Annotated in this window: 9 protein-coding genes; all 9 read right to left on the bottom strand. The window is 35.8% G+C overall.

What is annotated here, in order from left to right; translation table 11 throughout:
- Positions 1-1,984: 1,984 nt before the first annotated feature.
- The 9 genes from PVV66_RS01815 to nuoN all read right to left on the bottom strand — a co-directional run bounded on the left by PVV66_RS01815 (position 1,985) and on the right by nuoN (position 14,410).
- The gene (locus PVV66_RS01815; protein ID WP_273760945.1) at positions 1,985-2,785 is read right to left on the bottom strand and encodes a hypothetical protein; all 801 of its coding nucleotides are present in this window, start codon (positions 2,783-2,785) and stop codon (positions 1,985-1,987) included.
- A gap of 290 nt (positions 2,786-3,075) precedes the next feature.
- Complete coding sequence (mfd, locus tag PVV66_RS01810) at positions 3,076-6,576, bottom strand: transcription-repair coupling factor (protein ID WP_273718323.1); 3,501 nt, start codon at positions 6,574-6,576, stop codon at positions 3,076-3,078.
- A gap of 5 nt (positions 6,577-6,581) precedes the next feature.
- Entirely contained in the window at positions 6,582-6,869 is a 288-nt protein-coding gene (locus PVV66_RS01805; RefSeq protein WP_273718321.1) for a succinate dehydrogenase assembly factor 2, read from the bottom strand.
- Positions 6,870-6,934: 65 nt separating this feature from the next.
- Complete coding sequence (locus PVV66_RS01800; RefSeq protein WP_273718319.1) at positions 6,935-7,615, bottom strand: ABC transporter ATP-binding protein; 681 nt, start codon at positions 7,613-7,615, stop codon at positions 6,935-6,937.
- Complete coding sequence (locus PVV66_RS01795) at positions 7,615-8,883, bottom strand: lipoprotein-releasing ABC transporter permease subunit (RefSeq protein WP_273718318.1); 1,269 nt, start codon at positions 8,881-8,883, stop codon at positions 7,615-7,617. Before PVV66_RS01795 ends, PVV66_RS01800 begins: the two co-directional genes overlap by 1 nt.
- 11 nt (positions 8,884-8,894) lie before the next feature.
- Positions 8,895-10,220: a proline--tRNA ligase gene (gene proS, locus PVV66_RS01790; RefSeq protein ID WP_273718316.1), complete on the bottom strand. Its 1,326-nt coding sequence runs from the start codon at positions 10,218-10,220 to the stop codon at positions 8,895-8,897.
- Between the two features lie 202 nt (positions 10,221-10,422).
- Positions 10,423-12,099 carry a ribonuclease J gene (locus PVV66_RS01785; protein ID WP_273718315.1) on the bottom strand — a complete coding sequence of 559 codons (1,677 nt, stop codon included), beginning with the start codon at positions 12,097-12,099 and terminating at the stop codon, positions 10,423-10,425.
- Positions 12,100-12,146: 47 nt separating this feature from the next.
- Positions 12,147-12,956: a biotin--[acetyl-CoA-carboxylase] ligase gene (locus tag PVV66_RS01780; RefSeq protein ID WP_273718313.1), complete on the bottom strand. Its 810-nt coding sequence runs from the start codon at positions 12,954-12,956 to the stop codon at positions 12,147-12,149.
- Complete coding sequence (gene nuoN, locus PVV66_RS01775; protein WP_273718311.1) at positions 12,956-14,410, bottom strand: NADH-quinone oxidoreductase subunit NuoN; 1,455 nt, start codon at positions 14,408-14,410, stop codon at positions 12,956-12,958. The genes PVV66_RS01780 and nuoN overlap by 1 nt, the downstream gene beginning before the upstream one ends.
- Positions 14,411-14,420: the final 10 nt, after the last annotated feature.

The following is a 14,420-nucleotide window of genomic DNA, read 5'->3' as shown; positions in this document are numbered from 1 at the left end:
TGATCTATGTAAACTTTTATATACCCATATAGCTTTCCCCTCTTTATCACACAGAAATTTGATGCAATTTACCCACAAAACACCTCCGTGCATTTGCGCTAAGATTACACAAACGAATCAATATTGCAATATCAATTAAAATAAACTCCTATACTATTCTAAAAATCTTACGAATTTAAAACTTTTTACACTTATTACTCTTTATCTTAGGCACTAAGGCTTTAGCAACAAATATTGCAATTCGTGAAGTTTCAAAATATTAGATAAAGTTTATATTTTTATATGTCCCTAGTATAAATGAAAAGGACAAAGTTAATCTATAAGGACATTTGATGAATTAAATCCATTCCTAATCTGCAGCTTTTTAAAAATTGTAAAGGAATTTTTTCTGTAGACAATTTTCTATCCTTGTTTATGAAACAATAATCGTACGCTTTTATCATAAAACTGCTTTCGTAATAAAACCTTCGTATTTTATAGATCCTGGTTGAAAAAGTTGAGTTTTAAAATAAGCTATTAAGGAATTACTTTTTTCTTAATTTAACGATACTTTTCCTTAGACAGACAACTTATAACTGTTGAAAATATTTTTATAATAAACTCTCTTTAAAAGAGAATAATATATTAATTTATAAAAATAATTTAGCATTTTTTATATTAAAGATTATGCATTGCCTCACGTTTTTGTTTATCGCATTGCCTTTAATGGGTCCCCCTCATGAATAACAGAGCACCATTGTATTATTCACGCGCTTTTTTAAGACACATCTCTCAAGGTACCTAAACCCATTTCGCGATGGCGCTTTTGAATGATATAATGATAAAGTTATTGAGTCCCCCCCATTTTTACGCTTATGAAGGATCAAGCTGGTACTATCGCATACTTTGCCAGCTTTCAATGTTGTGCGTAACAGCCCTTGGCACTCGAAACGGTTCATAAGAAGCATTTTTATTCCTTTCTTAGACAATTTTTGTCCACACGGCTCCTTTCCCCTTGTAATGTGCAAGCCAATAGCTTTGATTAATTCAACGTAAATAAATTTGGAATGAGATAAGCTTACATTATACTCTCATTCAATGTGAAAACAATGAATTATTATAAATCAATAGCTTAGATAAATTCTAATAGCGTAAACCTCTCTTGTATTGAAACAATAAAATCTATTCGCTTGCACATTATAAGCGGTGTTGATTGTATAAAATACAAACTGTTGAAAAGAAATAAGAATACCCCTTATGGAATCATCTCACGTGTCCAATGCTGTTGTACAACATTGAGGAATAACAATTGTAATGATGGTACCACTTTATATTTTTATTAAACAAAAATGATGATAATAGATCTTATACACTTCATGGGAAATTTTATGTTGTACTATTCATAGGCCCCTCATGAAATAAGCTTAAGTGTACTGAGAAATATAAGCATCCGTGTTGAAATAAGAACTGTCAATGATAAGCAAACCAAAAGCATTTTATGTTTGAACACGATATAATTATAGCAAAATTTAAAAACTTTTTTTCTTCATAAAATGGATAAATAAACTATCAAGATTTTATTTTTCAAATTTTAAAGATATAAATGGTTAATGACTTAAACTTTAACGTAAAATGAATTCAACATATCACTCTGTTCCCCTCTATAAAATAACCAGAGCTATGAAATAGCTCTCTTATTATTAATTAATAAATTTTGTGATATGAAATGAATACATTATAAAATGATTAAATTGTATCTTATGTGATAAGAATAATAATATATTAGATATGAAAACTTATTTATATAATAAGAAAATAAAAATTTAAAAAATATATATAAATAAACTAGTTATTATAAATATTTTCTATTGTTTAGTTTGTTAACTTAATTTTTTACTGTATTTACCTGAAGTAATTATTCATAGAGCTTATAAAATATACTGTGATAAAAAAATAAATATTTTTCTGTTTTGAACAGATTACTAAAAAAATAGAAGAATACTCTCTAATTGAACCACTCTTCAAAACGAGAACGCATACGATTCATAACATTCTTTCTCTTGTCTGGAAGTATTATATTATGTACTTCTTTAATGGTTCTACAAAGCATAGGTGTATTTTTTATAAGCCAACCATCTCCTGTAATACTATCTTTTACATCGTCAAAGGTTTGTTTTTCATAACTATAAGAACTATCTGTTAGTAATTCTTTAATATCCATGACCAAACTTGGACTTATTGAATTAATTGCGTCTTTTGCCCAACCAAAATCTTTATCTTTCCAATCAAAATCTTTGCGCAAAACAGCACCTATATCACTCTGCAATATATCCGCTAAAGTTTTGCAATTAATAATAAATATGAGATAGTTTTTCATTATCTCATCATCACCTCCACTCTCCTCATTCATTCTCCATTCATTAAACATATGAGTTTTTTTCAGATAATCCTTCGCTTTAATCAGCTTTTCTTCATACTCCCCTAGTTCGTACTCTCTCGCTATATGTATCCTAGAGATAAATTTTTGTTTTTTTTCAAATAGATCCTGTAATTTCGAACCCAAATTATAATATTCATCCTTCAGATTTTTCAGTTCTTTTAAAAACTTGTTCTGCGCCTGCAAACGCTTATAGTACTCTGATTTAGAAATATTTTTTTCCCAAATATTTAAATGAGAAATACTTTCTTCAATCAATTGTATCTTATCTTTAATATTTTTTCTTTTGTTTTTAAAACGTTGGTATTGTTCTTCAGAAGAGAACTCAGCATAAGAGTTTTGTACGCTATATATTAAAGGAAGTAACACAAAAACTATCGTCAACAACCTTTGTAATGAAGAAAGCATGTTATCTTGACCTAAATTTTTAGAGAATTTACAAAAAACACCTATGCAAATGCTATTATTGTAGTTGTGCAATCTAAGCTATTTTTCTTATTATATCAATACGTGTTATAATAAAAACTCCAAATCAATATGCAAGGGATTCTTTTACTATAAACTTAGATTTTATTCTTATAAACAAATCAATAAGTTGTTATTTTCATAGAATAATTTTATAAAAATAAGGAATAATTCTAAAAAGTAGAGAAACTGCTTTAAACAGAATGTTGTTCTGCCATTTCTACAAGCTGTGTCATAATCGTTGCTGCTCCAATAAGTCTTTCATCAACGGTAGTCCAATCCCGAATAAGAGCGATACTTTGATCTGGGCGAATTTTTGCCATTGAACCTTGTTTCCCCACCCACTGAACAAGAGCAATACTATTGGCGAAATAGTTATTGCGAAACTGTATGACTATACCTTTTGGTCCAGCATCCAATTTTTCTACATGTGCTTTTCGACACAAGGTTTTGATATGAAAAACTTTAAGGATGTGTTGAACTTCAAGGGGTAAAGGACCAAAGCGATCGATTAACTCGGCTGCAAACTCATTAATCTGTTCTAAATTCTCAAGTTCTGTCAAGCGTCGGTAAAGCCCCATACGTAATGATAAGTCAGGCACAAAACTTTCTGGAATCATCACGGTTGTAGCGAGTGAGATTTGAGGTGACCATTGCTTATCCTCTCTTAGCTCTCCATCTTTTAATTCAGCAACAGCTTCTTCAAGCATTTTTTGATAAAGTTCAAATCCAACTTCTTTGATATGTCCTGATTGTTCTTCACCTAAAAAATTACCTGAACCACGAATATCCATATCGTGACTTGCCAATTGAAACCCAGCCCCCAATGTATCAAGAGATTGTAATACTTTAAGACGACGATCAGCCGCAGGTGTTAAAACTTTACCAGAAGGAAACGTAAAGAGTGCATAAGCACGTTGTTTTGAGCGCCCTACCCTCCCTCGTAACTGGTAGAGTGCTGAAAGACCAAACATCTCAGCGCGATGCACAATTAATGTATTGGCTGTTGGAATATCAAGACCGGATTCAATAATGGTTGTCGATAGCAAAACATCATATTGCCCATCGTAAAATGCATTCATAATATCATCAAGTTGTCCAGCCGGCATTTGTCCATGAGCCACAACAAATTTAAGTTCTGGAACATGTGTTTTGAGATATTCTTCTACAAAAGCTAGATCAGAAATACGAGGACAAACATAGAAACTTTGTCCACCACGATAATATTCTCGAAGCAAAGTTTCGCGTATAACAAGTGCATCAAATGGTGAAATAAAAGTACGAACTGCCATTCTATCAATGGGTGGAGTAGTAATTAATGAAAGTTCACGGACTCCTGATAATGCTAATCCTAAAGTTCGTGGTATGGGGGTTGCTGAAAGTGTAAGAACGTGAATATCACTTTTAAGCTCTTTTAAACGCTCTTTGTGTTTTACACCAAAATGTTGCTCCTCATCAATGATAAGAAGGCCTAAGCGTAAAAAATTGACTGCACCACTTAATAATGCATGGGTTCCAATGACGATATCGATTGTACCATCTGAAATACCTTTTTTAACTTGTGCAAGTTCTTTCCCTTTCACAAGCCTTGAAGCGTGACCAATTTTAACCGGTAATCCTTGAAAACGAGAAATAAACGTCTTGTAATGTTGACGTGAAAGTAAAGTTGTCGGTACAACAATAGCAACTTGATATCCATTTAATGCTGCAACAAAAGCACTTCGAATAGCCACTTCGGTTTTTCCAAAGCCAACATCACCGCATATCAAGCGATCCATCGGCTTTCCTGAGGCTAAATCATCCAAAACGGCATCAATAGCGTTCATTTGATCTTCTGTTTCTTCATAAGGAAAGCATGCAACAAACTCATCAAATAGTCCAACTGGTGGAAGTAAAGCAGGCGCAGTACAGGTTGCACGCTCCGCAGCTATACGGATTAATTGCCCTGCCATTTCTAATAAATGTTTTTTAAGCCGAGCTTTACGTGCTTGCCAAGCAACACCCCCTAATTTATCTAAAGTTACCTCTGTTCCTTCTGAGCCATAACGTGAGAGAAGCTCAATATTTTCAACAGGTAAAAAGAGTAAATCACCTCCAGCATATTTAATTTCAAGACAATCTCGCAAAATTCCAGTGGTTGTGATAGTTTTTAAACCAACAAATTGGCCAATACCGTGATCGATATGCACAACAATATCACCAGAATTTAAAGCAGAAATTTCAGAAATAAAATTTGTATTATTCTTACGCCGCTTTGGTGATCTTATGAAGCGATCGCCCAAAATATCTTGCTCTGCTATAATCGCTAAATCTTCAGCCTCAAAACCATGTTCTATCATGATAACAGCTGCTAATATGCGATCTCGTGGTGTTGCTTTGACAGTTTGCAAGGATTTTACAACATCTATTTTTTTCAATCCATGCTCGTCAAGGACTTGTACCAAACGATTAAGAGATCCTTCACTCCAACACGCTAAAAGTACTTTTTTGCCAGCAGCGCGTAAAGATACGATATGATCAATAACACTTGAAAAAACATTTTTTTCTTGCGCATTACGCTCTTTTACAAAATCATATCCTTGCTTAACATTAGTGTGAATAACTGTTTGTTCCAAACTTTGTGGAATATTAAAAGGCGAAAAATCAATACGCTGTGAAGATTGTTGCACACATTCCAAAACACGCTTTGGCGTTAAATAGAGAAGACTAGGATCTATCGGGTGGTAAGAAGTCGTATTTTCTTTATCATTTTCGCGCTCTTTACGCGCGTTATAATAGTCTTTAATAAGGCGATAGCGTTCAATGAAGACTTCTTCTATGAGATGTTCAAAAACAAGCGGTAAATTGCCACAATGGTCAAAAAAAGTATCAAGGTTTTCATAAAAAAATGGGAGCCAATGTTCCATACCAGCGAAACGCCGACCTTGAGCAATTGCTTCATAAAGCATGTTATTTTTTTGTGATACACCAAATGTACGGGTATAATTGCTTTTAAAACGATTGATGCATTCAGCTGTCAAAACAACTTCGCTCATTGCCTGTAATAAAAGTTCAGTTTTTTGGCGTATTGTCCTTTGACTTTCTGGATCAAATACGCGGATGCTTTCTAAGGTATCTCCAAAAAAATCAAGACGTAAAGGTTCAATATCCATAGGAGAAAAGATATCAAGTATTCCTCCTCTTACAGCGAACTCACCAACATCACGAACAACCGTAACGCGTTCAAAACCATTGGTTTCTAGGAATTGAATTAAATGCCCCATGTTATGTCGCTGGCCAACATGTGCGTGAATAAGCTGAGCTTCTATCATTTCACGGGGAGGCAACTTTTGCATAATTGCATTTGCTGTTGTTAATATAATTGCAGGATGTGGATTTTGACGTAAATTGGCCATGCGTGCCAATGCTGATAGGCGACGTGCCATAATAGCAATTCCTGGTGACACGCGATCATAGGGTAAACAATCCCATGCAGGAAATTGAAGTACGGGCAAATTGGGCTCAATAAAATTTAAAACTTGTTGTAAATGCGCAATTTTTGTTCCGTCTCGAACAACATAGATAAGTGGTTTACCTTGTGCAATTTCTGAACTTAATTTAGCAAGAGCAAAGGCTTCAAATCCATCAGTAACGCCATCAAAAATCATATGAACAGAACTATTTTGGGGAATAACAATTTTTTTAAATATAGGCATCGAAATCAATAAGTTAAGTAAGTATGATAATTGGCAATATCACGAAAAAGTGGACTATCAATTTCAGAGGGTGGTAAAATTTCTCCGGTAATCCATGCGAGTAAGTCGCGATCATCAAAAGACATAATATACTCAAGTTCAGAGAGCGTTTTATCATTCATCCCAGTGATATGAGCATCAACATAATGTCCAAAAATGAGATCCATTTCACGAATACCACGATGCCATGCACGAAAAATCAACCGACGACGACGCGCATCCAATTGATTTTTGTCGTTGACAAAAACTGTCATAAAAAGTCTCCTTGAATAAAGTAATATAAACCATTCAATTAGTCGTATAAATTTGTACCTTGCCTTTAAGGAAGTTCAATAATCTTCTGTTCTTTAAGTGTGATTCGACGATGCATTTGCTTCGCCAAAGCATAATTATGTGTTGCAATAAGAGCAGAAAGACCAGACTGTCGAACAAGGACAGATAAAGCTTGAAAGACATAAGCTGAAGTTACGGGATCAAGATTTCCTGTAGGTTCATCAGCCAAAAGAACCGAAGGACCATTTGCTACGGCACGTGCAATAGCAACACGTTGTTGCTCTCCTCCCGATAACTCTGAGGGACGATGGTTAGCACGATGAGAAATGCGCAGATACGTCAATAATTTACGCGCACGATCTTCTGCGATGGACTTTTTAAATCCTGCTATCATTTGCGGTATCATGACATTTTCTAAAGCCGTGAACTCTGGAAGCAAATGATGAAATTGATAGACAAAACCAATATCATTTCGTCTAATAGCTGTTCGCTCACTATCAGAGCGCTTTGCACAAGAAACCCCCCGTAATATCACATCACCAGCTGTTGGTTTTTCTAATAACCCTGCAATATGAAGAAGTGTTGATTTTCCAGCACCAGATGGCGCGACAAGGGCAACAAGCTCTCCACGATTAAGAATAAAATTTGCTTTATCTAAAACAATGAGCGGCTTATGACTCTCAAAAAAGCGTCTTTCAATCTCTACAAGCTCTAAAATCGCTGTCATTATTCATACCTCAAGGCTTGTACGGGATCTAGCTTAGCGGCGCGCCATGCCGGAATGAAAGCCGCAATAAATGACAAGAATAAAGCCATGATAGCAACCAAAACAGTTTGTTTCCATTCAATTTGTGCAGGCAATTTTGTTAAAAAATAAAGTTGAGGATTAAAAACATCGACATTAAATAACCAAGATATAAAGTCTTGGATATGATTAATATTCGCGGTTGCGATAATACCTAAAATTAAGCCCAATATCGTTCCAATAAAACCAATCATCATTCCTGTGATGATAAATATACGCAAAATAGCACTCTGTTGAGCACCCATCGTGCGTAAAATTGCGATATCATGACTTTTATCTTTTACAAGCATAATAAGGCCTGAAATAATATTTAAAGCAGCAACAAGAACAATCAGAGAAAGAATGAAAAACATGACATTCCTTTCAATCTGTAAGGCTGAAAAAAAGGCCTGATTGCGTGTACGCCAATCAATTAAATAGACTTGTTGATCAACTGCTTTTTCTACAACGGGTTTTATTTGATCAACAGCATCAGGATCGTTTAGAAATAATTCTAAAGACTGTACCTTATCTCCCAAATTAAAAAACATTTGTGCTTCATGGAGAGGCATAAAAACAAATATTGAATCATATTCAGACATACCAACTTCAAAAATAGCAACGACTTTATAAGCTTTTACACGTGGTGTAACACCAAAAGGAGTCTCATCACCATCGGGGGTAATAATACGGAGATCTCTCCCAACTGTAAGCCCCAATTTTTCTGCTAAGCCACTTCCAATTGCAACACCTTCTTCTTGATCAAACCGAGAAATCGATCCTAATTTAATATTTTGAGAGACTGTTTTAAGTTTTTCTAGATCTTGTTTGCGCATACCGCGAACTAAAGCGCCAGAACCCCCTTGAACTTCACCTTGAACAAGCGCTTGACCTTCAATAACAGGCAAAGCAAACTTCACTCCATTTTTAGATTCTAAAGAAGAAATAAGAGTCCTATAATCAGAAAAACCAGAATCAACGGTTTGAACAATAAGATGCCCATTCATACCAAGAATACGATTGAGAAGTTCTGTACGAAAGCCATTCATCACCGACATAACAACAACCAGAGCGAATACGCCCAACATAATCCCAATAAGAGAAATAATTGAAATAACAGATGCAACGACATGCTTTTTATTGGGAATCATATAACGAAAAGCAATCATCCACTCATACGATGAAAACCATTTATTTTTCAGCCTCTTCATAACATTTCCTATTAAAGTATAGAAAGTTGGCTGAGTACATCTTCAACCTTTAGAGATTTTTTTACGCCTGTTTTTCGATCTTTAATTTCAACTTCATTTTGTGCAATGCTGTTAGGACCAATAATGATTTGCGTGGGCAAGCCAATCAAATCCATTGTTGCAAATTTTGATCCAGGACGTTCATTTCTATCATCTAATAATGGATCAAAACCAGCATCCTTTAATCCCTGATAGAGAAACTCACATGCCTTTGTACAGTTTTCATCATCGGGTTTCATATTGATAATCCCAAAATCGAACGGTGCCATCGACTTTGGCCAAACAATCCCCTTTTCATCATGAGAAGCCTCAATAGCGGCCGCAACAAGACGTGAAGGTCCAATCCCATAAGATCCCATAGAGACCACATGCTCTTTTCCATCTTGTCCCATAACTTTTGCCCCCATTGGGGCAGAATATTTAGTACCAAAGTGGAAAATATGCCCAACTTCAATACCACGCGCTGAAAGACGATTTTCTTCAGAAATTTTAGCCCACTCTTCTTCATCATGCATTTCTTCTGTCGCGGCATAAAAAGATGTCCATTGTTTAACAGTATCATCTAAAACAGCTTTATCACTAAAATCAATTGAACTGTTGGGAACGCTAAGTTCAAGAAATTGTCTATCACAGAAGATAGCGCTCTCTCCCGTTTCAGCCAAAATGATAAACTCATGGCTAAGTTCTCCCCCTATTGGACCTGTATCTGCACGCATGGGAATGGCTTTTAAGCCGAGGCGAGAAAAAGTGCGTAAATAAGCCACAAACATACGATTATAAGATGTTTTAGAGCCTTCATAATCAAGATCAAAAGAATAAGCATCTTTCATTAAAAATTCTCGTGCCCGCATCACACCAAAACGTGGGCGAATTTCATCACGAAATTTCCATTGAATATGATACAAATTAAGCGGAAGATCTTTATAAGAACGAACATAGGAGCGAAAAATATCTGTCACCATCTCTTCATTGGTCGGACCATAAAGTAAATCACGCTTTTGACGATCTTTAATGCGGAGCATTTCCAAACCGTAATCATCATAACGACCGCTTTCACGCCAAAGATCAGTGGATTGAATTGTAGGCATCAATATTTCTATTGCACCCGCACGTTCTTGCTCTTCACGAATAATTTTACAAACTTTATCAAGCACTTTTTTTCCCAAAGGAAGCCAAGAATAAATCCCTGATGTTTGTTGTCGAATCATCCCAGCACGCAACATGAAACGATGAGAAACAATTTCTGCTTCTTTAGGATTCTCTTTTAAAAGAGGAAGGAAATATTGAGAAAGACGCATTGAAATAATTAACTCCTACACAGATCTATCATATTGGAACAATTTAACATACCCTCTATTCATCTATAGCCATATTCTGAATACTTGCAAATATAACGATCTTATCGTTTAAAAATTTGTTGTGCTTTATTCTCTATTTTTCTTATTGAGCAATAAAATAAAAATACTCTTCTCTTTTTAAATAACGTAATATGGAAATGCTTTATTTTGATCGATGTAAAAAAACTGTACAGAGAGGTTTTTTTTGCCAAATTTCATGAACAGCCGCTCTTACTGCACGTCGTGTTGCCTCTCGAATGACTTCATTATTTTTCCGTTTCATGCGTGGGATGTTATAAACTGTATTTTCCACAACCTCTAAAAGAATATCTTTCAATTTTTCCCCCTTTCCATTACTCTCAGGGAGTCCAAACATACTGAAACCGATATCATCTAATAACTCATGCTTGCTATTCATATGGAGAGAAACAGCAACATGACCAGCGTAACTTAGTTTTCTACGTTCACGAATTCCTAGCTCATACTCATCTCCAAGAAGACAGCCATCCTTATAAATACGGCCAACAGGAACTTGATCAATAACTTCTACAGGCGTTGGTGCAAGACGCAACATATGGCCATTTCTAATATCTCTAACAATTTTAATACCTGCTTGACGCGCTAAAGCAGCTTGAGCAGTAAGATGTATTGCCTCACCATGCACAGGCACAAGTATCTGTGGTTTTATCCAATCATACATCTGGAGAAGTTCTGAACGACGGGGATGACCTGAAACATGAACAAGTGCATCTTCATTCGTAATAACTTTAATACCCAAATCGATGAAACGATTTTGTATCTCAAAAATTGCTTTTTCATTGCCTGGAATACTTCGTGATGAATAAATAACAGTATCACCCGTGGAAAGCGCAATATTTCTCATTCCCTCACGTGACAGTTTAGCCAAAGCAGCACATGGCTCACCTTGGCTTCCTGTGACAATTAAAACAAGTTCTTTTCGTGGAATATAACCATAATCATCTTCCGTTACAAATGGCGCTAACCCATCCATATAACCAAGCTCTTGTGCGACCATAATACTTCGCTTAAGGGAACGCCCAATGACAAGCACCTTACGCCCAACAGCTTCAGCCGCAAGAGCAATAGAACGTATCCGACCAATATTAGAAGCAAAAGTTGCTATTGCAACACGCCCTTCAGCTTTTGAAATAATCTCAGAAAGACTGGTTTGAACTTGCTGCTCTGATGGAGATATACCATCCCGACACGCGTTTGTGGAATCACAAAGCAATGCTAAAACACCTTTATTGCCTAAAGCTCGAAATTTTTTTTCATCCGTTACAGCCCCCAATGAAGGCGTATGATCAATTTTCCAATCACCCGTATGGATTACAGTCCCCAAAGACGTTGTAATGGCTAAAGATACAGATTCTGGTATCGAATGATTAACAGCAATAGCCTCTATGGCAAAGGGACCAACCTGAAAACAATCCCCTGCTTGAAAAATATTGAGTGAAATTTTTTGAGATTCAAAATCTGATTGCCTTTTACTTTCCAATAACCCTGCCGTGAAAGCGGTACAGTAAAGTGGAACTTGTAACTTTGGCCATAAATCAAGAACAGCCCCATAATGATCTTCATGTGCATGTGTTAAAACAAGACCACGTATATTATGTTTTTCACTTTCTAGAAAACGAATATCAGGGAGAATAAGATCGGCCCCTGGTAATTCAGAACCAGCAAAACTAACGCCCATATCAACAAGCAACCATTCACGAAGATTTTGGGAGCCAAATCCATAAGCAGCCAAATTCATTCCTATTTCACCCACACCTCCCAGAGGTAAAAAAACAAATTCACATCTATTGGTTGCAACCATAAACATCTCCCAAATCATTAAGATAATCGGATGGTAAAATAATTTTTTTAATAACGACCTGCATTAACAGAAGCAGCCGAACCAAAATGAACATCTCCAGCTGTTATAATGGCTGTCTGACCATTTTTTTGTTTTATGATGCAGTTAAAATCATGATCAAGACCATTAAAAATACCCTCAACGATTTTGTCATCATTCACTACTTTGACATATTTTCCAAGGTGAGCAGAATATAAAAGCCATTTCTTTCGGATTATTTCACATCCTTTTGGTTGTTTCCAAAGAAGGTAATTTCTAGAAAAAGACTCCGTCAAAACCGTAAATAACTGTTCTGCCTCAACATGCAAACCGATATTCTGTAAGCTTGAAGTGGGATAGGGTGCATCTTCATAATTATATTTCACATTTATTCCAATACCAATAACCAATGCATATTGTTGTGATGGCAATTTTAAAATCTCGAGCAAAACTCCAGAGCTTTTCGCTCCTCTGAGTAAAATATCGTTGGGCCATTTTAAGCTCACAATATTGTTTGTTTGTTTTTCATCTTTTGTAAATTGTTTTATTGCCTCTGCCACACTAACTCCAGCAACAAAACCAAGTTGAGCAGCAGTTTGATGAACAATATCATCAATTAACAATAGACTAGAATAAAGGTTCCCTTTTGGACTAGACCAAGTCCTCCCCCTTCTCGCTCTTCCCTGTGATTGTTCTTGTGCAACAATCCAAAGATAACCTTGATGACCAGTTTGCGCTTTTCGTTGCGCAATGAGATTGGTTGAATCAACACTTTCGTACGATTCAACGGTGTATCCTTGTTTCTTGGCAAAATCTGATAAAATATAAACCATATTCATTAAAATAACGCAGCGGCTGCTTTTTCTGCCAATTCGGCAAACCAAATTCCAAAAAAAGTGTAAAATAAAATAAATAATGCAGAAAGGCCAAGACAAAATTGAAGCTCATTTGATAAAGCAACAAAATGCGCTTTTGCGTCATCAAACCACATAATTTTAATGACTCGTAAATAGTAAAAAGCGCCAACGACAGACGCTATCATACCAACAATAGCAAGTGGTGTCAGACCAGCATGAACAGCAGCAGAAAATGTATACCACTTCCCAAAAAAACCAGCCATAGGTGGTATACTGGCTAGCGAGAAAAGCTGTATTGTCATGACAATCGCCATAAACGGATTTGTCTTTGCTAACCCTGAAAGATCATAAATATTTTCAACATTGCCACTCTTGGAGCGCATTCCAAGAATAAAAGCAAATGAGCCAAGAGTGACACCAAGATAAATGGTCATATAAAGAATAACACTTTTTATTCCTAGCATATCTCCAGCCGATAAACCAACAAGTGCATAGCCCATATGACTGATCGACGAATAAGCCATTAAGCGCTTAATATTATTTTGACCAATTGCAGCAAACGCACCAAGTATCATTGATGCAAGTGCCATGAAGACCAAAATTTGCTGCCATGCAGGCATCGCGCTATCAACACGCCCTAGGGGAATGAAGGTCATCACAATAATACGAATGATTAAAGCCATTGCAGCGACTTTAGGCGCACCAGCAAAAAATGCTGTAATCGGTGTTGGAGCTCCTTCGTAAACATCAGGTGTCCACATATGAAATGGAACAGCAGAAATTTTGAAAGCCAAACCAGCTAAAATAAAAACAATTCCAAAAATAACCCCCAATTGTAAATTTTCACCTTTTAAAGCAAGAGCAATTTCGTGAAAACCAATTTGACCGGTAAAACCATAAAGCAAAGAAATACCATAAAGCAGTAATCCTGAAGATAATGCTCCTAAAACAAAATATTTTATACCGGCTTCAGAAGATTTTACATTATTACGATTAATCGCTGCTAAAACATATAAAGCTAAGGATTGTAGTTCTAACCCCATATAAAGCGACAGCATATTACCTGCTGAAATCATAAACATCATGCCAAGAGTTGCTAAAAGAACAAGCACTGGAAATTCAAATATATTGAATTTTTGCGCATTGGCAAAACCAACAGACATGATAAGAGAAAAGAGTGCGCCAATAAGCATTAAAATTTTCATATAACGACTAAAGGAATCGATAATGAGGGCATTGGTTTGAAATGAACCACTTTTCGGAAAAACGATGAGAATAATAATGGTTGCCACAAGAAGAGCCATGGCTAAACCTGTCACTGATAGAGAAGCTCGTGCATTGGAATAAACACCAATCATAAGCAACATTACCCCCCCTAATGCAATTAAAATCTCTGGAAGAATTAAGACTAATTGTGTTATTATTTCACTTTGCATGAGAATTCTT

The sequence above is a fragment of the Bartonella sp. AU16XJBT genome, from assembly GCF_028618665.1.
GTDB lineage: Bacteria > Pseudomonadota > Alphaproteobacteria > Rhizobiales > Rhizobiaceae > Bartonella.
The sequence above is the reverse complement of the archived record's forward strand: the minus strand, read 5'-3'. Positions and strand labels throughout refer to the sequence as shown.